Annotated in this window: 18 protein-coding genes and 1 tRNA gene; 10 read left to right on the forward strand and 9 right to left on the reverse strand. The window is 64.2% G+C overall.

Annotation, left to right across the window (positions count from 1 at the left end; translation table 11 throughout):
• Window positions 1-118: 118 nt before the first annotated feature.
• The 3 genes from IFT76_RS03930 to IFT76_RS03940 all read right to left on the reverse strand — a co-directional run bounded on the left by IFT76_RS03930 (window position 119) and on the right by IFT76_RS03940 (window position 5,338).
• Window positions 119-2,689, reverse strand: a complete 2,571-nt coding sequence (locus tag IFT76_RS03930; protein ID WP_192057465.1) for a bifunctional diguanylate cyclase/phosphodiesterase — start codon at window positions 2,687-2,689, stop codon at window positions 119-121.
• Window positions 2,690-2,969: 280 nt separating this feature from the next.
• Window positions 2,970-4,325: a Na+/H+ antiporter NhaA gene (gene nhaA / locus IFT76_RS03935; protein ID WP_192057466.1), complete on the reverse strand. Its 1,356-nt coding sequence runs from the start codon at window positions 4,323-4,325 to the stop codon at window positions 2,970-2,972.
• A gap of 116 nt (window positions 4,326-4,441) precedes the next feature.
• Complete coding sequence (locus IFT76_RS03940) at window positions 4,442-5,338, reverse strand: LysR family transcriptional regulator (protein ID WP_192057467.1); 897 nt, start codon at window positions 5,336-5,338, stop codon at window positions 4,442-4,444.
• A gap of 119 nt (window positions 5,339-5,457) precedes the next feature.
• Here IFT76_RS03940 and IFT76_RS03945 point away from each other — a divergent pair, with 119 nt between their 5' ends.
• From IFT76_RS03945 to dctM, 8 genes are all read left to right on the forward strand, one after another.
• Window positions 5,458-6,324 (forward strand): transposase, encoded by an 867-nt coding sequence (locus IFT76_RS03945; RefSeq protein WP_185793788.1) that lies wholly within the window; start codon window positions 5,458-5,460, stop codon window positions 6,322-6,324.
• A 34-nt stretch (window positions 6,325-6,358) separates the two neighbouring features.
• A complete protein-coding gene (locus IFT76_RS03950; protein ID WP_192057468.1) occupies window positions 6,359-7,522 on the forward strand; it encodes an acyl-CoA dehydrogenase family protein in 1,164 nt (387 codons plus the stop codon).
• A gap of 10 nt (window positions 7,523-7,532) precedes the next feature.
• Window positions 7,533-8,882 carry an MmgE/PrpD family protein gene (locus tag IFT76_RS03955; RefSeq protein ID WP_192057469.1) on the forward strand — a complete coding sequence of 450 codons (1,350 nt, stop codon included), beginning with the start codon at window positions 7,533-7,535 and terminating at the stop codon, window positions 8,880-8,882.
• A 15-nt stretch (window positions 8,883-8,897) separates the two neighbouring features.
• The gene (locus IFT76_RS03960; protein WP_122479012.1) at window positions 8,898-10,097 is read left to right on the forward strand and encodes a CaiB/BaiF CoA transferase family protein; all 1,200 of its coding nucleotides are present in this window, start codon (window positions 8,898-8,900) and stop codon (window positions 10,095-10,097) included.
• Between the two features lie 72 nt (window positions 10,098-10,169).
• Complete coding sequence (locus tag IFT76_RS03965) at window positions 10,170-10,994, forward strand: HpcH/HpaI aldolase/citrate lyase family protein (protein WP_192057470.1); 825 nt, start codon at window positions 10,170-10,172, stop codon at window positions 10,992-10,994.
• A gap of 174 nt (window positions 10,995-11,168) precedes the next feature.
• Window positions 11,169-12,167, forward strand: a complete 999-nt coding sequence (locus IFT76_RS03970) for a TRAP transporter substrate-binding protein (protein WP_192049486.1) — start codon at window positions 11,169-11,171, stop codon at window positions 12,165-12,167.
• 101 nt (window positions 12,168-12,268) lie between these two features.
• Window positions 12,269-12,901: a TRAP transporter small permease gene (locus tag IFT76_RS03975; RefSeq protein ID WP_185793792.1), complete on the forward strand. Its 633-nt coding sequence runs from the start codon at window positions 12,269-12,271 to the stop codon at window positions 12,899-12,901.
• Window positions 12,901-14,184 (forward strand): C4-dicarboxylate TRAP transporter large permease protein DctM, encoded by a 1,284-nt coding sequence (gene dctM / locus IFT76_RS03980; RefSeq protein WP_122479017.1) that lies wholly within the window; start codon window positions 12,901-12,903, stop codon window positions 14,182-14,184. Before IFT76_RS03975 ends, dctM begins: the two co-directional genes overlap by 1 nt.
• Window positions 14,185-14,221: 37 nt before the next feature.
• On the opposite strand, the gene IFT76_RS03985 is transcribed toward dctM, so the two are convergent.
• The 3 genes from IFT76_RS03985 to IFT76_RS03995 form a co-directional block, all read right to left on the reverse strand.
• Window positions 14,222-15,463, reverse strand: a complete 1,242-nt coding sequence (locus tag IFT76_RS03985) for a PrpF domain-containing protein (RefSeq protein ID WP_192057471.1) — start codon at window positions 15,461-15,463, stop codon at window positions 14,222-14,224.
• A gap of 38 nt (window positions 15,464-15,501) precedes the next feature.
• Window positions 15,502-18,117: a PAS domain-containing protein gene (locus IFT76_RS03990; RefSeq protein WP_342214275.1), complete on the reverse strand. Its 2,616-nt coding sequence runs from the start codon at window positions 18,115-18,117 to the stop codon at window positions 15,502-15,504.
• A 261-nt stretch (window positions 18,118-18,378) separates the two neighbouring features.
• Window positions 18,379-18,453: transfer RNA gene (locus IFT76_RS03995), tRNA-Gln, on the reverse strand.
• Between the two features lie 271 nt (window positions 18,454-18,724).
• Here IFT76_RS03995 and yghU point away from each other — a divergent pair.
• Window positions 18,725-19,564, forward strand: a complete 840-nt coding sequence (gene yghU, locus IFT76_RS04000; protein ID WP_192057472.1) for a glutathione-dependent disulfide-bond oxidoreductase — start codon at window positions 18,725-18,727, stop codon at window positions 19,562-19,564.
• Between the two features lie 204 nt (window positions 19,565-19,768).
• Here the strand turns inward: yghU and IFT76_RS04005 are convergent, their stop codons facing one another.
• The 3 genes from IFT76_RS04005 to IFT76_RS04015 form a co-directional block, all read right to left on the reverse strand.
• Window positions 19,769-19,978: a DUF2945 domain-containing protein gene (locus tag IFT76_RS04005; RefSeq protein WP_192054028.1), complete on the reverse strand. Its 210-nt coding sequence runs from the start codon at window positions 19,976-19,978 to the stop codon at window positions 19,769-19,771.
• 79 nt (window positions 19,979-20,057) lie between these two features.
• The gene (locus IFT76_RS04010) at window positions 20,058-21,191 is read right to left on the reverse strand and encodes a metallophosphoesterase (protein ID WP_192057473.1); all 1,134 of its coding nucleotides are present in this window, start codon (window positions 21,189-21,191) and stop codon (window positions 20,058-20,060) included.
• Between the two features lie 181 nt (window positions 21,192-21,372).
• Complete coding sequence (locus tag IFT76_RS04015) at window positions 21,373-22,278, reverse strand: LysR substrate-binding domain-containing protein (protein WP_192057474.1); 906 nt, start codon at window positions 22,276-22,278, stop codon at window positions 21,373-21,375.
• Window positions 22,279-22,480: 202 nt separating this feature from the next.
• On the opposite strand from IFT76_RS04015, the gene ydiJ reads away from it, so the two are divergent.
• Window positions 22,481-25,510, forward strand: coding sequence for a D-2-hydroxyglutarate dehydrogenase YdiJ (gene ydiJ, locus IFT76_RS04020; protein WP_192057475.1), 3,030 nt, complete (start codon window positions 22,481-22,483; stop codon window positions 25,508-25,510).
• Window positions 25,511-25,571: the final 61 nt, after the last annotated feature.

Genomic DNA, 25,571 nt, shown 5'->3' on the forward strand with positions numbered 1-25,571 from the left:
CTACGGGGAGTGCAGGCGCGTCGGCGGACACACACCCCCGCAGCCCCTGTAGCAGCGGCGCGAGCCGCGTCGGCGGTGCATGCGATACCAGCGGGGTTTGAATGGTTGGCCTGGTCGATCAACGCGCGCAACTGGCGAGCAGCAGCTCTTCGAACCGCGCGCCGTCCAGGGGCCGACTCAGGTAATAACCCTGGCCCTCGTCGCAAGCCACCGAATCCAGCAGCTGCAACTGTTCCAGCGTTTCCACCCCTTCGGCCGTCACCGTCAGCGACAGTGCCCGACCCAGGCCGATCACCGCCTCGATGATGGCCAGGTCGGGTTGGCTGTCGCCCAGCCTGCCGACGAAACTGCGGTCGATCTTGAGCCCATCGAAGGGAAACGTGCGCAGGTAGCTCAGCGATGAATAGCCGGTGCCGAAATCATCCATGGCCAGCCGGACGCCGAGGCCCTTCAGCGCTCGCATCAGGGTCAACGCATTGTCGGCATCTTCGAGCATCACGCTTTCGGTAACCTCAAGCTCCAGCCTCGCCGCCGCCAGGCCCGACCTCAACAAGGCGGCCCTGACCCGCTCCACCAATTGTCCGCCCTGGAACTCCTTGGAAGACACGTTGACCGACACGAACAGCTCTTCGGGCCATTGACTGGCCTGCCGGCAGGCCGCGTTCATCACCCAGTCGCCAAGTGCGGTGATCAAGCCCGTGTCTTCGGCGATCGGAATGAATGCATCAGGCGCCAGCAGGCCACGCTGTGGATGCTGCCAGCGCACCAGCGCCTCGGCCCCGACCATCTGGCCGTCGGCAATGCGGAAGCGCGGCTGGTATTGCAGGCATAACTCGCCATGCTTGATCGCATAGCGCAGGTCGCTTTCCAGGCGCCGACGTTCGATGATCCGCTCATTCATGTCGCCATCATAGAAACGCCAGGTGCCGCGCCCGCTCGCCTTCGCCTCGTACAAGGCGATGTCCGAATAGCGCAGCAGTTCAGGGGCGTGCGCCGCATCGCCCGGCGACACGGCAATGCCGATACTGGCGCTGACATGGATGTCCTGGTCGTCGACCTCGATGACCTGCTCGATCAGCTCGATCAGCCGTCGACACAGTGCCTCGATCTCCGCATGCCCGACCGCGCCCGCCACGACCATGACGAATTCGTCGCCACCGACCCGGGCGACGATGTCCTGGCTGCGCACGCATTGCCTGATGCGCTCGCCGATCTGGTACAGCACGCGGTCGCCGGTAGCATGGCCGAGCAGGTCGTTGACCGGCTTGAACCGATCCAGGTCGATGGTCAGCATGACCAGGGGCTGGCGGGCGGCGAGCGCGTTTTCCAGACGGCTTTCCAGGTAGTCGCGCAACTGGCTGCGGTTGGGCAGGCCGGTCAGCACGTCATGGCGCGACAGGTACTCGACCCGTCGCCGCGCGTCGATCTCCTCGGTGACATCGGTGGCGGTACCCCGAAAGCCTTGATCGCCGATGGTCCGCGCAGCGATCCGCGCCGTACGCCGTTGCCGATGCACGTCCATATAGCTGCATTCAGTGGTCAGGTTGCCCTGCCCTGGATTGCCGCGCAGCCACGCCAGGAGCGTGCCCTGGGGCAATTCGACCAGGTCGTCGATCGAGATGCCCAGCCATTGCGCCTTGCCCACGCCAGTGACCGTCTCGAAGCGGTCGGACAGGTAGGTGACATGACCATCGCCATCGGTTTCCCAGATCCAGTCGGAGCTGGCTTCGGCTACGTCGCGAAAGCGCGACTCGCTGAGCGCCAGCGCCACCTGGCTGTCGCGCAGCAATTGGTGGCTGCTGTCCAGGGCGCGCGCAGCGCGAGTATTGCGCCGCAGCATGACCCAGGTCATGCCGAGGATGATCAGCGTCGCCAGGATGATCATGGGCAATACCACGATGATCATCTGCCGCCCCGGCCTTGCTGCGTCCCACTGCATGTCGAAAGTCGTGCCGTGCTCGGCCGCGACCAGCGCGTGGGCAGCCGTGGTGTCATCGGTACGGGCCACCCGCAGCCCGCGCAGGCCCATACTCTCGCCGAGCGCTTGAAGCCGCTGCGGATCGAGACGATTGACCACCAGCATGACCGACGGCGGCCGGTCGTCGGTCTGCACCGTAGGGTCGGTGCTGGGCGTGATCGCTGCCGCCACGACCAGGGCCGGTGTACCGGCCAGGCTGGTCAGTGCGGTGAAGACCTTTTCGTCGTCGGCCAGGGCGCGTGCGGCGGCGACCCACTCATCGACGGGGCGGCCCAGCCAATCCGCAGCCGCTATGGTTTCATACTTGCCGTCGATTACCGCATACACCGAGCGGTTGCCCGGCCCTATGACGAACGCGGCCTGGTAGCCGAAATCGTCGTACAACGCCGGACCGAAGTTTTCCCGCACATAGGCCCATTCCATGTCCACCTTGAGATGCAGGTGCCGATAGGCCTCCCCCCAGAACGAGTAGTCCTTGATGGTCAGTTGCAGAAGCCGGCGTTCGGACTCGATGCTTTTCTGCACCATCGACTGACCCTGGACGCGCTCGGTGCGATCCAGACCGTGGGCGAAATACAGGGACAGAGCGACCGCCAGTGCAAAGACCACGGCGAGGCTGGCGCAAAAGGTGACCAACGAGGTCTGCGCCAGGGCAGTGCTGCTCGCAGGCCTGGCGGAGGATGCCGGAGAGGTGAAACTGGACTTGAGCATGGATGGCCTGAAAGAGAATGCGCGGAACCGATACAAGGCTATCGGCCAGCCGCGCGCTTCCATGAACACCTAGGCTCTTGCCAAAGCAGACTCATATGGCCAGCAGTAGATTCATGTGGCCAGCAGCAGACTCATGTGACCAGCAGCAGATTCATGTGGGAGCGGGCTCTGCCCGCGAAGAGGTCCACGCTAGCCTCTTCGCGGGAAGAGCCCGCTCCCACAAAAGCCAGAACAGGCTCGGCCCTCCCACAAAAGCCAGCACAAGCTCAGGCCATCGGTGTCACGCAGGCCGCGCCTTGCCGAAGCTGAGCTTGCCCCAGACCAGACCCAGCACCGCCGCCACCGTGGACGCCGCCAGTACACTGAGCTTGGCCGAAGCCAGCAGGGTCGGGTCGGAGAACGCCAGCGAAGCGATGAAGATCGACATGGTGAAGCCGATCCCGGCGAGCAGACCGACCAAGCCTACCCCACTCCAGGTCACACCCTCGGGCAGCCTGCAGATGTTCAGCCTGACCAGCAGAAAGCTCACCAGCAGCACGCCCAGCGGTTTGCCCAGCACCAGAGCCAGCATCACCCCGCCAAACACATGCTGCGACACCGCGTCACTGAGGTTGGCGCCGGCGAAACTGACCCCGGCATTGGCCAGCGCAAACAACGGCATGACGCCGAACGCCACCCACAGATGCAGCCCGACCTGTATCCGCTGCACCGGCGGCAGCACTTCGCGCTGCGCATCGCGCAACTGCCTGAGCGGCTCGGCAACCGCCTCGCGATTGTCGCTGCCGGGGGTGAAGCGCTCCATCAGCTCGTTGAAATTGCGGCGGATGATATCCACCGGGCGCTCGCTCATCGGCTTGGAATAGACCGGCGTCATCAAGCCCAGAATCACCCCGGCCAGGGTGGGATGGACGCCCGTCTTGAGCAGGCCGAACCAGACGATCGCGCCCGGTAACACATAGGCATATGCCTTGCTGATGCCCATGCGCTGGAACAGCAGCACCAGCAGCAACCCGGCCACGGCCACCAGCAGACCCAGGTAGTCGAGGCTGGCGGTATAGAACACGGCGATGATCAGGATGGCCACGATATCGTCGATGATCGCCAGTGCCAGCAGCAGGATCCGCACGCTGGCGGGAATGGATTTACCCAGCAGCGCCAGCACGCCGACGGCGAAGGCGATGTCGGTGGCGGTCGGCACTGCCCAGCCGGCGCTGGCCGGTGTGCCGTGGTTGAGGGCAAGGTAAAGCAAGGCGGGCATCAGCACGCCACCCAGTGCCGCACCCAGCGGCAGGGCTGCCAGCTGCAGGTTGGCCAGCGCGCCATCCTTGATTTCCTGGCGTATCTCGGCACCCACCACCAGAAAGAAAATGGTCATCAGGCCATCGTTGACCAGAAAATGCAGGGACTGCGAAACGCTGAAATCGCCGAGGCCCAAGGTGACTTGGGTATGCCAGAAGTGCTCGTAGGAATCCCCTATCGAGCTGTTGGCCCAGACCAGTGCGGTGATCGCGGCAAGCAGCAACACGATGCCGCTGACGGCCTCGATGTGGGAGAAGCGTTCGAGCGCCGCCAGGGCGCGTTCGGTGAGCTGTTGAGGACGGGGGATGGCAGGTGTCGACGGTCTTTTTGCAGGCACGGTAGCTCTCCGCTGGCGGCCCGACCAACGCTGAACTTTAACCTGCCCCCTGCCGTATGCAGCGGTGCACCCGCGGCGATGATAGAAAGCCTGGGGCCAAGTTGCAACGCATCATCTCAATCCGGCACCGGTGTCGGCATCAAAGTGGCGATCAGCGCGCGAACCGTGCCGGGCAACGCCTCGAGCTCGCGTACCAGAATGCTGCGCTCGCGTATCGCCCAGGGCTCGTCCAGTTCGATGGTCACCAGGCGCATGGTACGGCTGTGCCGCAGGGCCGCCGACTCTGGAATGATACCGATGCCGACTCCGGCCTCGACCATCCGGCAGATCGCTTCGAAGCTCGACACCTGGATGCGCAGCGACAGCCCCTGGCCGATTCGCTCGACATGCTCACGCAGAAAGCTGAGCAAGGTGCTGCCTTCGTGCAAGGCAATGTGTTGAAACGCCAGGGTCTGTTTCAGGCTGATGCGCTTGCACTGTGCCAGCTCGTGCCCCACAGGCACGGTGAGCACCAGGCGGTCGGTGCTGAAATGCATCACCTGCAGCCCCACCGCTTCGACCGGGCCGGCGATGATGCCCATGTCGGTGCTGCCGTCGAGCACGCCGCGAACGATGTCGCGCGACAGGCGCTCCTGCAGATCTACGCTTACCCCGGGGCGCCGGGCGAGAAAACCGGCCAGCACTTCGGGCAGGAACTCGGTCACCGCCGTGGTGTTGGCGAAGATACGGATGTGCCCGGCCGAGTCGGCGCCCAAGTGGGTGAAGTCGGCCTTGAGGTAGTCGACCTGACGCATGATCAGCCGGGCATGCACGAGCAGCTTCTGCCCTGCCGGCGTCAGCTCTACGCCGCGGCTGTCACGGTACAGCAGGCGCGTATCGAGTTGCTGCTCCAGTGCCTTGATCCGGGCACTGGCCGCAGCCGGCGAGAGGAACGCCCGGCGCGCGCCCTGGGTCAGGCTGGGTGATTCGCCGATATGGATGAAAAGGCGCAGGTCGGCCAAGTCGAAGTGCATGGTGGGGATCCTACCTTCAGGCGTTCGGCAAATATGAACGCCGCCTTACGCAAATGCAAATTCACAGAATGCCGCGGCCCTCGCATCATCGCAGCACAACAAAAATGCAGAGGCCACCCATGAGCGCATCAGATTCAGCCATCGACTACAGCGCCTGGATGGGCCGCACCGAACAGGCGCAGGATGTGCTCAGCCAGAACATTGCCGAGCGCATCGCCGCGACCTTCGGCGAACCTGCGCCAAAAGACGGTGAGCCGCTGCCGCCCCTGTGGCAGTGGTGCTTTTTCCAGGCGCCGGTCACCGAAGACCAGTTGGGCACCGATGGCCACCCGTTGCGCGGCGGCTTTCTGCCCGCCGCCGACAATCGCAACCGCATGTGGGCCGGTGGCCGTTTGGAGTTCATCGCGCCACTGACGGTTGGCAGCGCTGCCGAGCGCCTGTCCACTATCCTGCGTATCGAGGAAAAGCACGGCCACACCGGCGCGCTGCTGTTCGTCACGGTGCGCCACGACTACACCCAGGGCGGCCGCCTGTGCCTGCGCGAAGAGCAGGACATCGTCTACCGGGAGCCGAACCCTCCCAAGCTGTCCAGTGACCCTGCACCGGTCGCTGCGCAGTGGAGTGAAACGGTAAAGCCGACCCCGACCCTGCTGTTCCGCTACTCGGCCGTCACTTTCAACGGCCATCGCATCCACTACGACCACCCCTACGTGACTGACGTCGAGGGCTACGCTGGCCTGGTGGTGCACGGGCCGCTGATCGCCACCTTGCTGCTGCGCAGCTTCATCCGCGCCAACCCTCGAAAGCCTGTGCGCCACTTCGCCTACCGCGGCGTACGCCCTTTGACCGTGCCCACTGCGTTCCAGCTCAGTGGCTGCCTGCTCGAACAGGGCAAGGCGCGGCTGTGGGCCGGCAACGAGGCGGGCGTCGCGCAAAGCGCCGATGTCACCTTCGACTCCAGCTCCCCGCCCCAGTCCGGCCACTGACCGCGAACCCATCATCGACTCCGAGAACCGTGCCATGTCCGTCTACGATGAAGAAGACCTCAATGCCATCCGCGAGGGCGTTCGTGCCCTGTGCGCAGAATTCGACGCTGCCTACTGGCGCAAGATCGATGAGGAGAAGGGTTTTCCCGAAACCTTCGTCAAGGCCCTCACCGATGCCGGTTGGCTGTCGGCGATGATTCCCAGCGAATACGGCGGCTCGGGCCTGGGCCTGGCCGAGGCCTCGGTGATCCTCGAAGAGGTCAACGCCTGCGGTGGTAACTCGGGCACGGTGCATGGGCAGATGTACAACATGTTCACCTTGCTGCGCCACGGCAGCGAGGCGCAGAAGCGCCACTACCTGCCCAAGCTGGCCAGTGGCGAATTGCGCCTGCAATCGATGGCGGTAACCGAGCCGACCACCGGCACCGACACCACCAAGATCAAGACCACCGCCGTGCGCCAGGGCGACAAGTACGTCATCAATGGGCAGAAGGTGTGGATATCCCGAGTGCAGCATTCGGATCTGATGATTCTGCTGGCGCGTACTACACCGCTGGCCCAGGTGACGAAGAAATCCGAAGGCATGTCGATCTTCCTGGTCGATCTGCGTGAAGCGATCGGCAAGGGGCTGACCGTGCAGCCGATCGCCAACATGGTCAACCATGAGACCAACGAGTTGTTCTTCGACAACCTCGAACTGCCCGCCGACAGCCTCATCGGCGAAGAAGGCAAGGGGTTTCGCTATATCCTCGACGGCCTCAATGCCGAGCGGACGCTGATCGCTGCCGAATGCATCGGCGATGGTCGCTGGTTCATCGAAAAGGCCAGTGCCTACGCCCGCGATCGAGTGGTCTTCGGCCGGCCGATCGGACAGAACCAGGGCGTGCAGTTCCCGATTGCCGAAGCGCACATCGAGATCGAAGCAGCCGACCTGATGCGCTGGCGCGCCTGTGCCGAATATGACAGCGGGCAGAACGCCGGCGCCAGCGCCAACATGGCCAAGTACCTGGCGGCCAAGGCTTCGTGGGAGGCCGCCAATGCCTGCCTGCAGACCCACGGCGGCTTCGGTTTCGCCTGCGAATACGACGTCGAGCGCAAGTTCCGCGAAACCCGCCTGTACCAGGTCGCGCCGATCTCCACCAATTTGATCCTGTCCTACGTGGCCGAGCATCTGCTCGAATTGCCACGCAGTTTCTGAGGAGCTGTCGATGAACGCCACGCACCGTTTGGCCACCTTCCTCGCCGACCTGCACTACGAGCACATTCCCGAGCCCGTCCTCGCCCGTTGCGAAGACCTGTTCCTGGACTGGATGGGCTCGGCGCTGGCCAGCCAGGGTGCCCATCCCATTCCCCTGTTCGAGCGCTATGCACGGCGCATGGGGCCCGGCGACGGCCCCGCCAGGATGCTGGGCAGCGGCCAAGGCACATCGGCCTACTTCGCCGCGCTGGTGAACGGTGCCGCGTCGCACCTGGTCGAGCAGGACGATCTGCACAACAGCTCGGTACTGCACCCGGCCACGGTGGTGTTTTCCGCCGTCCTGGCTGCGGCTCAGGATCGCGGCAAGTCGGGGCGCGAGCTGCTGCTGGCGGCCGTGGCCGGTTACGAGGCCGGCATCCGCATCGGCGAGTTCATGGGCCGCTCCCACTATCGGATCTTCCACACCACAGCCACGGTCGGCACCCTGGCTGCCGCCGTGGCCGTGGGCAAGCTGCTGGGGTTCGACCGCGAACAGTTCATCAACCTGTTGGGCACTGCGGGCACCCAGGCCGCCGGGCTCTGGGAATTCCTGCGCGATGCGGCCGATTCCAAGCAGTTGCACGCCGCCAAGGCTGCTGCCGATGGCTTGCTGGCGGCGTACATGACCGAAGACGGTTTGAGCGGTGCGCACAACATCCTCGAAGGCGAGCAAGGCCTGGCGGCCGGTATGTCCAGCGACGCCGACGCCACCCGCCTGGACGATCGGCTCGGCAGCCGCTGGGCGCTGGCGGAAACCTCGTTCAAGTTCCACGCATCGTGCCGCCACACCCACCCTGCCGCCGATGCCTTGCTGCACTTGATGCAACGCGAGGGCCTGCAGCACGAACAGATCGCCAAGGTCGTCACGCGCGTCCATCAGGGTGCCATCGATGTGCTCGGGCGGGTGGTCAAGCCCAGCACGGTGCACCAGGCCAAGTTTTCCATGGGCGCGGTATTGGGTCTGATTGCCGTACACGGCAGTGCGCAATTGATCGAGTTCCGCGATCTGGCGCTGACCGACCCTGCTGTCGACGGCTTCCGAGAGAAGGTCAGCATGGAGCTGGACCGCGAGGTCGACGCCGCCTACCCCGCGCGCTGGCTGGGACGGCTCGTCGTCACCACCACCGATGGCCGCACCTTGAGCGCCGCGATCGACGAGCCCAAGGGCGACCCTGGCAATACCCTTTCGCGCGCAGAACTGGAAGACAAGTTCCTGCGTCTGCTGGCCTTTTCCGGTGCACGTACGGTGAGCCAGGCGCGCGTGCTGATCGACAAGATCTGGCACCTGCGCGACGCATCGACACTGAACGATTTGTTCTGACCCACAGGTGACCCCATGACCGAGCTCAACCCGCGTCCGCTGGACGGTATCACCGTCGTCAGCCTGGAACACGCCATCGCCGCGCCGTTCTGCACCCGCCAACTGGCCGACCTCGGTGCGCGCGTGGTGAAAATCGAACGCCCCGGCAGCGGTGACTTCGCCCGTGGCTACGACCAGCGTGTCGACGGCCTGGCGTCGCATTTCGTCTGGACCAACCGTTCCAAGGAAAGCCTGACCCTGGACCTCAAGCAGCAAGCCGCCGACGCGGTCCTGCACGGCCTGCTGGCCAAGGCCGACGTGCTGGTGCAGAACCTGGCACCCGGCGCTGCAGCGCGGATGGGCCTGTCGTTCGAGGCGTTGCACGCGCGTTATCCGCGACTGATCGTCTGCGACATTTCCGGCTACGGCGAAGGCGGCCCCTATGAGAAGAAAAAGGCCTACGACCTGCTGATCCAGAGCGAGGGCGGCTTTCTCTCGGTGACCGGCGGCCCCGGCGAAGACGAGCGGGCCAAGGCCGGCTGCTCGATCGCCGACATCGCCGCCGGCATGTACGCCTACACCGGGGTGCTCTCGGCGTTGATGCTGCGCGACAAGACTGGGGTGGGCAGCCGGATCGACGTGTCGATGCTCGAAAGCCTGGTGGAGTGGATGGGCTATCCGCTGTATTACGCCTACAAGGGTGCGCCACCGCCCGCCCGCGCCGGTGCGGCGCATTCCACGATCTATCCGTACGGACCGTTCCCGACCGGGCACGGCGGGACCATCATGCTCGGCCTGCAGAACGAGCGTGAATGGGCGCTGTTCTGCGACAAGGTGCTGCTGGATGCGTCGCTGGCCGACGACGCGCGCTTTTCCAGCAACTTCGAACGCTCGCGCAACCGCGATGAACTGCGGCAGATCATCGTCGACAGCTTTGCGCAGCTGTCGGTCGAACAGGTGCTGGCCCGTCTGGAAACCGCACAGATCGCCAATGCCCAGGTCAACGACATGGCCGGCGTCTGGCGGCATCCGCAACTCGCCGCACGCGAGCGCTGGCGTGAGGTGGACAGCCCCTCCGGCAAGCTTCCCGCTTTGTTGCCGCCGGCCAGCAACACCGCGTTCGTCCCGCGCATGGACGCGGTGCCCGCGCTGGGACAGCACACGGCGGGAATTCTCGAGGAACTGGGCTACTCCGCCGATCAACGGGCGCAGATGAGCGCCAGCGGCGTGATCTGACGCACCAACCGGCACCTTCGGTATCGCCGCCGCCTGCTGCGGCGTGCCACGACCAACACGGGAATCCGCGCCATGCCGACCTCTCCCCTTCGCTCGGCGCTGTTCGTGCCGGGCAGCCGCCCCGAACGGTTCGCCAAGGCCCTCGCCGCTGGCGCCGACGCGGTGATCGTCGATTTCGAAGATGCCGTGGAAGAAGCACTCAAACCCCACGCGCGTCAGCACCTTGCAGATTTCCTCCGGCACACCGACACGGCGCAGGTCATGGTTCGAGTGAATGCCCCAGGGCATGCCCAGCACGCGGGCGACCTGGCCTTCTGCGCGAACACTCCTGGCGTGGTGGGGGTGGTGCTGCCCAAGACCGAGACCTGCGCGCAACTCGCCACGGCCTGCCAGAGCGGCAAACCGTTGTGGCCAATCATCGAGAGCGCCAAAGGCTTGCTGGCGCTGCAGGCGATCGCCCATGGCCCCGGGGTGCAGCGCCTGTGCTTCGGCAGTCTGGACCTGGCCCTGGATCTGGGCCTGAGCCACGGTACGCCCGCGGCGGAGGCTTTTCTGGATCAGGGCCGCATGAGCGTGCAACTGCACTCGCGGGCCGCCGCCCTGCTGCCGCCCCTGGACGGTGTGTTCGCCGCCCTGGACGACACGCCGGGGTTGCAACGCGCCATCGAACACGCGCGCAACCTCGGCTACGGCGGTGCACTGTGCATTCACCCCAGACAGGTGGCGGTCATTCATGCCGCACTGGCGCCCAGCGCGGCCGAGCTCCAATGGGCTCATGCGGTGCTGGCGGCCAGTACGGCTGCGGGAGGTGCGGGGGCTTTCCAGTTCGATGGCCAGATGATCGATGCACCGGTACTGCTGCGTGCCAGACGCCTGGTGCAATTGTCGGGCGGCTAGCCTGCACATTGGCGTTCGCCAGAGCCGAACGCCGGGTTATGCAAATACAGATTTTCGCCACAGGCGCGATTGAGCGACCCTGAAGCTGAAAACACTTCTACGCTGCATCGGGCCGGTTGGCTCGAAACAGCCGCCGAAAATGGATTGTCCTACAACAATAACAAGGTGATCTCGATGTTCAAGCTGACCCAGGCGCTGCTCTGCGCCGCCGCCGTTTCGATGGCAACCCTGGCCCAGGCCGCCGATCCCGTCGTCATCAAGTTCGCCCATGTGGTGGCGGAGAACACCCCCAAGGGCCAAGGCGCGCTGCTGTTCCAGAAACTGGTGGCCGCCGACCCCAAGCTCAAGGACAAGGTGAAAGTGGAGGTCTATCCCAACTCCTCGTTGTTCGGCGACGGCAAGGAGATGGAAGCACTGTTGCTGGGCGACGTGCAGATGCTCGCCCCCTCGCTGGCCAAGTTCGAGCACTACACCAAGCAGGTGCAGATCTTCGATCTGCCGTTCCTGTTCGATGACCTGGCTGCGGTCGACCGCTTCCAGCAGGGGCCGCAGGGCAAGGCGCTGTTGACCTCGATGGACGACAAGGGCATTCATGGCCTGGCCTATTGGCACAACGGCCTGAAGCAACTGTCGGCGAACAAGAAGGTGATCCTGCCCAAGGACGCCCGCGGGCTGAAATTCCGTGTGCAAGCCTCCAGTGTACTCGAGGAGCAGTTCAAGGCGATCCGCGCCAACCCGCGCAAGATGAGTTTCGCCGAGGTCTATCAGGGCCTGCAGACCGGCACCGTGAATGGCACCGAGAACACCTGGTCGAACTACGAAAGCCAGAAGGTCCATGAGGTCCAGCCGTTCTTCACCGAGACCAACCATGGCCTGATCGACTACATGGTGATCACCAACTCCAAGTTCTGGAACGGCCTGCCCGACGATGTCCGCGGCGAACTGCAAACGCTCATGGACCAGGTCACCGTCGAGGTGAACAAGCAGGCCGAGGCCCTGAACCAGACCGCCCGGCAGAAAATCATCGATGCCAAGACCAGTGAGATCGACCCACTGACCACCGAGCAACGCGAACAGTGGCGCGAAGCCATGCGCCCGGTCTGGGACAAATTCTCCGAGCAGATCGGACCCGACCTGATCAAGGCAGCCGAAGCCTCCAACAAGGCCTCGTAAGCGCCTGTCCCGTACCCATCACCGCTGGCCAGGGCCAGCGGTGATGGACGCGCGGCTGCCCGGTGGGCGGCGGTCGCTCTCACGACGTTCGGAGAATTCCTATGCAATCGCTCAGGCAAGTCTGGGAGCGTTTCGAAGAAGGCATGATCGCCTTCCTGCTGGCTGCCATGACACTGGTGACGTTCACTTACGTCGCGCTCAACAACCTCTACACGATGTTCTACGTCCTCAGCGACAAATGGGCGTGGAGCAGCGATCTGTTCGCCGGTATCGGTGATCACCTGATGGGTTACGCCCAGGAAATGACCTGGAGCATCGCGCTGACCAAAGCACTGTTCGGCTGGCTGATCTTCTTCGGCATCGCCTATGGCGTGCGTACTGCCGGCCACTTGGGAGTCGACGTGCTGGTCAAGAAAACCAGCAAGCCGGCCCAGCGTGTCCTGGCAATGATCGCCTGCGGCTGCTGCCTGCTGTATGCCGGCCTGTTCCTGGTCGCCAGCATCAAGTGGGTGTCGGCGGTTCTGGTGGCCGGCATCGGTGCCGAGGATCTGGATCGCTACGGCATCGAAGTCGGCCACATCGCGCTGATCGTGCCGATCGGCTTCGCCCTGATCATCGCCCGCTACCTGGAAATCATGTACCGCATCTACAGCCATCGGCAGACCGGGTTGGGCCTGGCCGACGAGGCTGCCGAAGCCAGCAAGCTGGCCCACCCTGGCGAGGAGCAACGCTGATGACCGTTATCTGCCTGTTCCTGCTGCTGTTCGTGTTCATGTTCCTGGGCGTGCCCATCGCCATTTCGCTGGGCCTGTCCGGCGCGGTGTCGATCCTGCTGTTCAGCCAGGACTCCCTGAGCTCGCTGGCGATCAAACTGTTCGAGACCTCGGACAGCTACACCTTTCTGGCGATCCCGTTCTTTCTGCTGTCCGGCGCCTTCATGACCACCGGCGGCGTGGCACAACGGCTGATCGATTTCGCCAACGCCTGCGTGGGCCATATCCGTGGCGGCCTGGCGATCGCTGCGGTGCTGGCCTGCATGCTGTTCGCCGCGCTGTCCGGATCGTCGCCGGCCACCGTTGCAGCGGTCGGTTCGATTGCCGTAGCCGGCATGGTGCGCTCCGGCTATCCACGCGAGTTCGGCGCCGGCATCATCTGCAACGCCGGCACCCTGGGCATTCTCATCCCGCCTTCGATCGTGATGGTGGTGTATTCGGCGGCCACCGAGACCTCGGTGGGCAAGCTGTTCATGGCCGGGGTGATTCCGGGCATCCTGCTCGGCGTGATCTTGATGGTGGTGATCTACATCGTTGCGCGAATCAAGAAACTGCCGGCGCAGCCCAGGGCCACCTTCCGCGAATGGCTGAGCACTGCCCGCCGTGCCTTCTGGGGCCTGCTGTTGCTGGTGATCATCCTCGGCGGCATCTACAGCGGCATGTTCACTCCCACCGAAGCAGCCGCCGTGGCGGCGGTCTACTCGGCGTTCATCGCGCTGTTCGTATACAAGGACATGCGCCTTGCCGAATGCCCGAAGGTGCTCCTCGAATCGGGCCGCCTGACGATCATGTTGTTGTTCATCATCGCCAACGCCATGCTTTTCGCCCACGTGCTGACCACCGAACAGATACCGCAGCAGATCACCAACTGGGTGCTGTCCGAAGGCCTGACGCCACTGGGTTTCCTGATCATGGTCAACATCGTGTTGCTGGTGGCCGGCAGCTTCATGGAGCCTTCGGCGATCATCCTGATCCTGGCGCCGATCTTCTTCCCGATCGCCATGGAGCTGGGCATCGACCCGATTCACCTGGGCATCGTCATGGTGGTCAACATGGAGATCGGCCTGGTCCATCCGCCGGTAGGCCTGAACCTGTTCGTCACCTCGGCCGTCACCGGACTGACCCTGGGCCAGACCATTCGCGCCGCCCTGCCGTGGCTGTCGATCCTGCTGATGTTCCTGCTGCTGGTGACCTACGTGCCCTTCATCTCCCTGGCCCTGCCGAACTGGCTGGGCATGCCGTAGCTACCCGCTGCTGCCGGGCCCTGCAGGGCTCGGTGGCTCAGGATCGAACGCCGAGCAGTGCCTGTCGCAGTTCACTCGAAGCCCCGGACAGCGGCACGTGGCCGCGCATGAGGACCTGCGTGCTGCGGCGGTAGGCCGCGCTGTGGATCTGCAGATGCCCAGCGTCCAACGCCGCCACAACCGTGGTGTCCAGGCGCCCGGCCGGGTTTTCGATGCTGACCTGGATGTCCATGAGGGATACACCCGGTGTGGCAATACCCAAGGCCACGCGGTGGGCAGTGGTGCCCGGCAGCAGGCAGGCGGCAGCCAGGCAGCAACCGCCGGATACGGCCATGGAGGCGTGGCCGGTCTGAGGCGTGAAGTAGCGCACCGCGATGTTGCCGCCATCGCGTGGGGCGGCGACGATGCAGATTTTCGGAATGGTTTCGCTGCGGGCCAGTTCGGCGGCGGTCATCAACACGCCATCCTTGCGGCGCAGGCCCATTTTCAATCCGGCCTGGGTCCACAGGGTACGCAGCTTGGCCATGAAGGCTTGATCGGCCGCCAGTGTCGCCACAGGTTCATGGCCGGTCTTGCCCAGGCTGCTCGCCTCCACGATGACCATCGGCACCGCTACGTCCACGCAGGACACCTCGATACCCTCGATGCGGTCGATTACCGCTCCGGTCGGCAGCAGGGCGCCGGTCTTGTTGCCCACCGGTGCATGGAGAAACAGATCGACCGCCGGATACTCGCCCATCACGCCGGGAATCGCCGTTTCGGTGAAACGTCCTTGCGCATCACGCTGCATGCGCGCCGAGGTGATCACGCCGGTGTTGGTATTGCGAATGTCGACTTCGCAGAGGCCACTGGCCGATGCTTCGACCAGCTCCATGTCCAGCGCCCACAGCAGCAGCGCACTGGACATGTTGCCGCAGTTGACGCTCCAGTCGATCTGCGCGTGATCGCTGGCCAGCTGCGCCAGGGTGCTGATCAAACGGACACCGTCGCCGACGCGCTCGGTGTTCATCACGAAGACCTTGTTGCTGGTCGCCGGGCCACGGCCCAGGCCGGTGATCTGCCGATTGCCGGCATAGCTGCCCACGGCAGGCACACCCATCAATTGGCGCAGCAGCTGCTCGCGCAGCACGCTGTCGGCAGGCAGCAACGGCTCCCACAGGACAACGCCAGTCGACGTACCGCCACGCATGTAGTGCGCGGGGATTTCCACTGAGCCAAGGCGGCATCGCGACTGCCAGCCGGGTTGCAGATCTGCCGTGGTGGCAACGAATCGGTTCATCGACAACTCCTGCGAAGGCCTACGCTACGACGCGCGGCTCAAGGGCTCATCAGCTCCCGGACCCTGGCAGCCAGGGTATCCATGGCAAACGGTTTGGTCAGCACCTGCATGTCCGGACCCAGATAGCCGTTGCCGATCGCTGCGTTTTCAGCGTAGCCCGTGATGAACAGCACCTTGAGGTCGGAGCGCACCTCACGCCCGGCATCGGCCATCTGCCGGCCGTTCATGCCGCCTGGCAAACCGACGTCGGTGATCAGCAGGTCGATGCGCACATCCGACTGCAGGACCTTGAGCCCGGCGAGGCTGTCCGCCGCCTCGATCAGGGTATAGCCCAGATCGCCGAGCACATCGATCAGCAGCATGCGCACCGTCGGTTCGTCGTCGACGACCAAGATGGTTTCTCCGGCATGGGCCGCGGCAGCCAGCGACTCGCGGGTTTCCGGCAGTTCGTCATCGACCTCGCCATAATAGCGTGGCAGGTAGATGCGCATGGTGGTGCCCTGCCCCAGCTCGGAATAGATCCGCACCTGGCCACCCGACTGCTTGGCGAAGCCATAGATCATCGACAGGCCCAGGCCTGTGCCCTGGCCGATGGGCTTGGTGGTGAAAAACGGATCGAACGCCTTGGCGATGATATCCGGCGACATACCGGTGCCGGTGTCGGTGACGCTGACCGACAGGTATTGCCCTTCGGGAATGTCATGGGTACGGGCCGCCTCCCGGTCCATCCAGCGGTTGGCCGTCTCGATGGTGATCTGACCGCCATCGGGCATGGCATCGCGGGCGTTGATGCACAGGTTCAGCAACGCGTTTTCCAACTGGCTGACATCGACCAGGGTCGGCCACAGGTTGATGGCGCCGACCGTCTCCACGCGAATACTGGGGCCTACCGTGCGCTGGATCAGCTCGGTCATGCCTTCCATCAGCACGTTGACATCGGTGGGTCGCGGGTCGAGCGTCTGTCGCCGCGAGAAGGCCAGCAAACGGTGGGTCAGCGCCGCCGCGCGCTTGGTGGCGCCTTGGGCAGTGCTGATGTACTTGTCGGTTTCCATCCAGCGGCCTTGGGCAATGCGCGTGCTCATCAGCTCCAGCGCGCCGGAAATGCCCGCCAGCAGGTTGTTGAAATCATGGGCCAGACCACCGGTGAGCTGGCCGACCGCTTCCATTTTCTGCGACTGGCGCAGTTTTTCTTCGGCCTGGATCAGCTTGACCGTGCGCTCGGTCACTCGTTGTTCCAGCGTATCGTTGAGCGCGCGCAACGCAGACAGGGCCCGATCGCGCTCGGCCTCGACCGAGCGGCGCGCCTCGACGTCGATCAGCACGCCTGGAAAACGCAGTGGCTGGCCTTGCGCATCGTTCTCGACGCGACCGTTGGCTTCGATCCAGTAGTAGTGGCCGTCGGCCCGGCGCACGCGATACTGATGGGAATAACTGCCACCGCGCTGGATCACTTCATCGATGGCGGCAGCCAAGCCCTCCTGGTCATCGGGATGCACAGTGGCCACGATCGTCTCGAGGCTCAGGCCTTCGCGGCCCAGTTTCGGGTCCAGCCCGAACGCCGCCGCAAACCCCTCATCGACCGCAAAACGATCGGTTGGCAGATGCCAGTGCCACGTCCCGATGATGGCCCCGGCCGCCAGTGCCAGCTGGACGCGCTCGATGTTTTCCCGGGCCACGGCCTCGCTGGCGCGCAGTCGCTCCTCGGCATTACGCCGCTCGGTAACGTCGCTGAAGATGATGGCAATGATGCGCTCGTCGCTGGAACCGAACTTCACCGCCCGCACATCGAACCAGCGCTTGAACGCTTCGGCGTAGTTCTCGAACGTCGCGGGCTCGCCGGTCTTGGCCACATGGCCATAGGTGTCGAACCAGAACTGTTCCAGGTCCGGGGCGAATTCGGTCACCCAACGCCCACGCAGGTTGACCCCGGCCTGGCGCTCGAAGGCCGGATTGGCTTCCAGGAACCGGTAATCGACCGGCAGATCCTGCTCGTCGAACTTGACCTCGACGATGGCAAAGGCCGATTCGATGTTTTCAAGAATCTTGCGGAAGCGCTCTTCGCTTTCGCGCAGCGCGCTTTCGGCAGCGCGTGTGCGGGTCAGGTCGAGCATCGCACCGATCATGCGCACCGCCTGGCCTTCGGCATTGCGGATCACATGGCCGCGGTCGAGCACTTCGGCATAGCTGCCATCGTGCCGCTGGAAACGGTATTCACCGGACCAAGCCGACAGCGTGCCGTCTATCACTGCATGGATGGAAGTGTCGACGCGGGTGCGGTCTTCTGGGTGGATGTGCTCGATCCACCATTCGCCAGTGCCTTCCACTGAAGCCAGAGGATGCCCATAGGCCTGTTCCAGCGCCTCGTTCCACACCACATGGTTGCGGCTCAGGTCCCAATCCCAGATCGCGTCGTTGGTGGCCTTGACGGCCAGGCGGTAACGCTCCTGGGTTTCCTTGAAGCTTTCGAGGGCCGCTCGTTCACGGGCATCACTCGTGGCCTGCGATAGACCTTCAGCGTCATCGCCTGCGAGCTCTGGATGTGGAACCGACGCTTGCAGCTGCTCCAGGGCGGCACGGGTCCGTGCGTCGCCCGGATCGAAGCCTGCTTCCTGCAATACCCGGCGCAGACGCTCGACCTGGGAAGCAGTTGCCACGTTTGTCGTGTGATTCAGAACGCCTCCAACTACCCTATCAAGGTGATATCAATGGTTGCATCGCCATGCCTTATAGGCAGTGGCCTGACCGCACAGTTCCAGACGCAAGCGGTGCCAGAAGGCCAAGGTAGCGACCACAGGCGTTTCGCCAGGCAATGTTCGAGGTGCCGTCAATAGAAGCGATCGCAACAAGATCAATGCACAGTATATTGTGGGTAGAGAGAGGATGAGACGAGAATGCTGGTTCAAGTGACCGGTTAATGGCAGGGGCGGCTGGATTCGAACCAACGCATGGCAGGATCAAAACCTGCTGCCTTACCGCTTGGCGACGCCCCTGTATCCGGTGCAAGAAGTGCCAATTGCTGGCCTCTGCATGAACGAGCGGGAATTTATCAGGTTTCTTTTCCACAGGAAACCCCATGCGCAACAAATATTCTTGAAAAACAGCTGGTTGCTACTCGACGGTACTGCAACGGGTCCCGAACGGTACGGGGATGAACTGTACCGGCCCGGGCCAAGTCCTATCTTCACCACATACTTCCCACGCCAGGCACGGGTGTTCAAGCACCGTGAAGGCACATCTCAAGCCCATCAGGAGGCGCACTGCATGAGCCCTACCCCCTACGTTCCGCCCAAGGTCTGGAAAAACGACGCAGACTCCGGCGGCCAGTTCTCCAAGACCAATCGCCCCACTGCCGGGGCCACCCACGAACAGCCATTGCCGGTGGGCAAGCACCCGCTGCAGCTCTATTCACTGGCGACGCCCAATGGTGTGAAGGTCAGCATCATGCTCGAGGAGCTGTTGGAACTGGGCCACGCCGAGGCTGAATACGATGCCTGGCCGATTCGCATCGGCGATGGCGATCAGTTCTCCAGTGGTTTCGTGGAAATCAATCCGAACTCGAAAATTCCCGCGCTGCTGGACCGCAGCGCAGGCGCAAGCGTGCGGGTGTTCGAGTCGGGATCCATCCTGCTGTATCTGGCGCAGAAATTTGGCGAGTTCCTGCCGGCGGACCCCGTCGCCCGTACCGAAGCGATGAACTGGCTGTTCTGGCAGATGGGCGCGGCGCCTTACCTGGGCGGCGGCTTCGGGCATTTCTACGCCTATGCACCGGAGAAGCTGGAATACCCGATCAATCGCTTCACCATGGAAGCCAAGCGCCAGCTCGATGTGCTGGACAAGCAATTGGCCCAGACCCGTTATGTGGCCGGTGCCGACTACACCATTGCCGACATCGCCATCTGGCCCTGGTACGGGCAACTGGTGCGCGGCAATCTGTATGACGCGGCGCAGTTTCTGTCGGTCGAGGAGTACCCTCATCTACAGCGCTGGGCTGAAGAGATCGCCCAACGTCCTGCCGTGCAGCGCGGCCAGCGGGTCAACCGCACCTGGGGCGATGAAGCGACCCAAGTGCCGGAACGGCATAGCGCCGCGGATTTCAAATAACCCCGAGCTTGCCCCTGGGCATGCATCCCCACCGCGGCTTGCGCGCTCCCTGTAGCAGCGGCGCAAGCCGCGTCATGCCTCGCCAGTGACCTGTAGGAGCGGTCAGCGGCCGCGAAAAGGGCACCGCGCACTGCCTGATCCACCGCGCTGTCCGGTTCGCGGTCACAGACCGCTCCTACAGATCGCCGACAGCCCTGCGCCGCATCACGCCTTGTGCAGGGCATCGGCGTGGTGGAGCGCCGAATGCCCGGTCTTGTCGCTCTTCACCTCGTACTGCGGTTCGTCCCTGGACGCCGGGCGGTGCTTGCCCATGAATTCCACATCCTTGACGTGGACCTTGGTCACCTTGCCGTGAATCTCCCCTGCTTCGGAATTCCAGCGCACCGCATCGCCGACCTTGAATGCATTGCTCATCTGCTCGCCCCTGTTGTGATTGAACACGCGTCAGACAAGTGAGTACGGCCTGCGCCGTTGATTCCCCTGCGCTGCCGTTTCATTGGCCGGACGGTACTGCGCGCAAGGTGAACTCGGTGATCTCGGACGGTACGCCCAGGCGGATTGGAAAGCCGTTCCACAACCCACTGCCGTTGCTGACGTACAACTGCAGGCCGGCGCGCCGATACAGACCCGAGACGAAGCCTTCGTTGGCCTTGGCCACGACTTGGTCGAAGCCGCGAATCATCCCCCCATGGGTGTGCCCGGAAAGCTGCAGGTCGACACCCGCGGCGATCGCCTGATCGATCCCTGCAGGACGATGGTTGAGCAAGACGATCGGTGCCCCGGCCGGTGCGCCGCGCAGGGCCAGCTCCAGGTCCGGCGCACTGCCGCCGTACTGCGTGGCGACCTTGTCGGTGATACCGGCGATGACCAATTGCCCACGCGCGTCGCCAACCACTTCATGCTGGTTGATCAAGCTGTGCATGCCGGCTTCGCGGAATCTGGCCATCCAGCCTTCGTTACCAAAATAGTATTCGTGGTTGCCGGGGATGGCGATCACGCCATTGCGGGCGCGCAGTTGCGCCAACGGCCGCACATCGGTGGCCCGCGCCTGCAAGGTCCCATCGATGAGGTCGCCGGTGATCACCACCAGATCAGGCGCCAGCGCGTTGCTGCGCTTGACCACTTCTTCCACCCAGGGCTCGGGAAACAGCACGCTGATGTGCAGGTCGGACAGCTGCACCAGCCTGAAGCCGTCCATCGACGCGGCAAGCCCGGGAATCTCCAGCTCCAGCTGACGCACCTCCGGCACGCGGGTGGCCTGGGCCACGCCAAAACCCGAGACTGCTAGCGCCAGGGCCGCGACGCCGCAGCGCCACTTGGCCAGGGCTTCACGCGACAGGCGATGGCGCCGGACCAGACGGGTGAACAGGATGCCAAGGTCCAGCACCAGCACGAACACGAACAACAGGGCAAACGCGGTGAAGGCCCACCCGGCGCCATAGGCCACCGCGTACGGCACTTCGGGCGAGTACATCGTCCCGGTGAAGGCGAGGATCAACATGTGGTACTTGGACGCGGCCAGCAGTGCCAGGCCGATCAGCACGCGCCAGCCGGTGGCCAGGGGCAGCGGGTAGACGAAGCGCAGCGCAACATACAGGAAGGCGACAGTCGCATAGATATGAAACACAGGGATTCCTCATGGTCAGTGGCACTCTGACAGCTAGCCGCTTCGATGGTTGGTTGGCGAAGTTGCTACAGAACATGTAGGAGCGGTCTGTGGCCGCTAAATGAGCGCCGCGGTACGGCAGATAATACGCAGGGCGCCCTTCGCGGCCGATGAGCGCTCCCACAGGGGATCGGGTATCCGATCAACTGTCCGGAAACGGAATGGACAACAACCACTCGCGGAAGGCTACCAGCGACGGCAGCTGCTGGTTGTGCGTCGGGTACGCCAGGTAGTAGCCGCGCCCGCTTTCCATGGGTTCGAACAAGGTCACCAACTCACCCTGGGCGATCTCGTCCTGCACCAGGATGCGCGGCACCAGGCCGATCCCGATGCCGGCGATGACGGCCTGAATCAGATGCGCGGTGTGCTCGAAGCTCGGCCCCAGACGCATGCTCGGCGACCCTGCCAGCCCGACGCTGGCAAACCAGTCCGACCAGGCGTGGGGGCGCGACACTACACCCAGCAACAGCTGCCGAGCGGCGTCCTGCACCGACACGTGCGCATGCATAGGCAGGGCCCTGGGGCTGGCCACCACCACCAGCTTCTCTGAAAGCAGCCGGTGCGCCATATAGCCCGGCCACTGCCCCGACCCCGCGCAGATGATCGCGCTCATGTCCTGCGCGCCTTCGGACAGGTCCCCACGCACGATTCTCGAATGGATATGCACCAGGCTGCCGGGATGGCGAGCGTAGAAATCGCCCATCCGCGGCATCAGCCATTTGGAAGCGAAGGTCGGCAGCACCGCGAGGTGCAGGGTATCGGCCTCGGCACGGTGCGAAATGGTCTGCAGGGTAGCGCCACGAATGCGCGCCAGCGCTCCGGCCAGTTCGTGCTGATACAGCGCGCCCGCCGCCGTCAGCTCGATGTGCCTGCCGTCACGCCTGAACAGCGTCACTTCCAGCAGCGCTTCGAGCGCCTGCACCTGTCGGCTCACTGCACTCTGGGTCAGGGCCAACTCGGCCGCCGCCCGAGTGAAACTGCCGTGGCGGCCGGCCGCCTCGAACGCCAGCAACAACGACATGGAGGGCGTGAGCCGTCTGGGATTCATTCATTGAACTCATGCAAAAGCCGAAGGATATACGTTTGCCAGCTTGCCTTGCATTCGGGAAAATACGTCCACACCCCCAACGTTGCAAGCGACTTGCAGCCTGAGCGGACCCCTCTCTGCAGAGCGACCGCGGCGAGCAGTGTCCCCTGCCTGCCTGCACATTTCGAATGCAGACCATCAACCCAGCCGGATACCGACTGCCATGATCGCCGAACTGTCCCGCCAGAAAGCCCCCCTTGCGCCCTACCAGGCACTACTGCGCCAGCTCGAAGGTGCAGGCTTCCAGGGCGAGATCGTCGACGATTACGCCACCCGCACGGTCCTGGCCACCGACAATTCGATCTACCAGCGCCTGCCCCAGGCAGCGGTGTTTCCCCGGCATGAGGCCGATGTGCAACTGCTCGCGCACCTGGCCAGCCAGCCGGAACATCGCGGCGTTGTGCTGACCCCGCGCGGCGGCGGTACTGGCACCAACGGCCAGTCGCTGACCGATGGGCTGGTGGTGGATCTCTCCCGGCACATGAACCAGGTGCTGGAGATCAACGTCGAGCAGCGCTGGGTGCGGGTGCAGAGCGGCGTGGTCAAGGACCAGCTCAATGCGGCCCTGAAACCCCACGGCCTGTTCTTCGCACCGGAGCTGTCGACCTCGAACCGCGCAACCATTGGCGGCATGATCAACACCGACGCCAGCGGCCAGGGCAGCTGCACCTACGGCAAGACCCGCGACCACGTGCTGGAACTGACCACCCTGTTGCTGGGTGGCGAGCGCCTGCACAGCCATACCCTCGATGCCGCGCAATTGCAGGCTAATCGGGTTGGCGACGGGCGGATCGCCGAAGTCTATCGCTGCGCATCGACCATCGCCGACGAGCAGGCCGAGCTGATCGACGCGGTGTTCCCCAAGCTCAACCGCTGCCTCACCGGCTACGACCTGGCCCACCTGCGCGAGGCCGACGGGCGCTTCAACCTGAACAGCGTGCTGTGCGGTTCGGAAGGCTCGCTGGGCTTCATCGTCGAGGCCAAGTTGAACGTGCTGCCGATCCCCAAGCATTCGATCCTGGTGAACGTGCGCTACGCCGGCTTCATGGACGCGCTGAACGATGCCAACGCATTGATGGCGCACCAGCCGCTGTCGATCGAAACCGTCGACTCCAAAGTCCTCTTGCTGGCGATGAACGACATCGTCTGGCATGGCGTGGCCGAATACTTCCCCACCGACGTGCAGGCGCCGACCCTGGGCATCAACCTGGTGGAATTCAGCGGCGACGACCTGGACGTGGTCGAGCAGCGTGTCGAGCAGTTCATCGCCCACCTGCAACAGGACGCCACGGTACGGCGCCTGGGGCACACCCTGGCGGTCGGCGCCCTGGCGGTGGGGCGCGTGTATGCCATGCGCAAGCGAGCGGTCGGCCTGCTCGGCAATGTCCAGGGCGAGGCCCGGCCGCAGCCGTTCGTCGAGGACACCGCGGTCCCGCCGCACAACCTGGCGGCCTACATCGGCGAATTTCGCGCGTTGCTAGACAGTCACGGCCTGCAATACGGCATGTTCGGCCATGTCGATGCCGGGGTGCTGCACGTGCGGCCGATCCTGGACATGAAGGATCCGCGTCAGGCGGCCCTGATCCGGCCCATTTCCGATCAGGTCGCGGCCCTCACGCAGCGCCACGGCGGCTTGCTCTGGGGCGAGCACGGCAAAGGCCTGCGCTCGCAATACGTGCCCGAGTATTTCGGCGAGCTGTACCCTGCCCTGCAGGCGCTCAAAGCCGCCTTTGACCCGTTCAACCAGCTCAACCCCGGCAAGATCGCCACGCCGGCCAGCGTCGCCAGTGCGCGCCTGACCCAGGTCGACGAGGTGACCCTGCGCGGCGAGCTGGATCGCCGCATCGACGAGCGCGTCTGGCGCAGCTACGACAGTGCGTTGCACTGCAACGGCAACGGTGCCTGCTACAACTTCGATCCGAACGACGCCATGTGCCCGTCATGGAAAGCCACACGCAACCGCATTCATTCGCCCAAGGGACGTGCCTCGCTGATCCGCGAATGGCTGCGCCTGCAAGGCCTGCACGGCGCCAACGTATTGCACACCGCCAGCGGCAGCCTGTTCGAACGTGCCCGCAACAGCCTGGCTCGGCGCATGGGCCGCGAAGACTTTTCCCATGAGGTCTACGACGCCATGGCCGGTTGCCTGGCCTGCAAGTCGTGCGCCGGACAATGCCCGGTCAAGGTCAACGTGCCGGAATTCCGCTCGCGCTTTCTGCAGCTCTACCATGGCCGCTACCTACGGCCGCTGAAGGACTACCTGATCGGTTCGCTGGAATTCAGCATTCCGTACCTGGCCCGCTTTCCAAGGGCCTACAACGCGGTCATGTCGTTCTCGCCGGTGCGTCATGCGCTGCAACACGTGGCCGGCATGGTCGACAGCCCGTTGCTCAGCCTGGTCGATTTCCAGGCTCACTGCCGGGACTGGAACGTACGCCCGGCGAGCGCCGAGCAGCTCGCCCGGCTGACCACCGAGCAGCGTCAGCGCAGCGTGGTCCTGGTGCAGGATGCCTTCACCCGTTACTTCGACACGCCGGTCATGGCCGACTGGCTAGAACTGATCGCACGACTGGGTTTCGACATCTACCTGGCGCCCTTCGCGGCCAACGGCAAGCCGCTGCAGGTGCAGGGTTTTCTCGGTGCTTTCGACAAGGCCGCGCGGCACAACGCGCAATCACTGCGCCAATTGCAGGCCAGCGGTATCGCCCTGGTCGGCCTGGACCCGGCCATGACCCTGGTGTATCGCCACGAGTACGCCAAGACCCTGGGCCAGGACAACGCCCCTACCGTACTGTTGCCTCAGGAATGGCTTGCCCAGGTGCTGCCACAGACCGAGCAGCCCGGCACCGCCGGGGTCTACCAGCTGTTGCCGCACTGCACCGAGAAAACCAACGAGCCTGGCAGCATCACCCATTGGCAACAGGTGTTCAGCCGCCTGGGCGCGACCCTGCAGGTGCTGGCGAGTGGCTGTTGCGGCATGTCCGGTACCTACGGCCATGAAGCACGCAATGTCGCCACCTCCAAGGTCATCTACGGGCAGTCCTGGCAGCCATTGCTGGCCCGTTATCATGACGCTGGCAATCTGCTTGCCGACGGTTACTCCTGCCGCAGCCAGGTCAAGCGCGAAGAAGGCCACACGGTTCGTCACCCGCTGCAGGCGTTGCTCGAACACGTGAGAAAAAACACCGTTTGAAAACGCTGGCGAGCCTGACGCTGGTGGCTATGCTCCGGTAGACTAGCGGTCCGATTGGCCC

It is taken from the genome of Pseudomonas sp. CFBP 13727 (genome assembly GCF_014841915.1).
Classification (GTDB): domain Bacteria; phylum Pseudomonadota; class Gammaproteobacteria; order Pseudomonadales; family Pseudomonadaceae; genus Aquipseudomonas; species Aquipseudomonas baltica.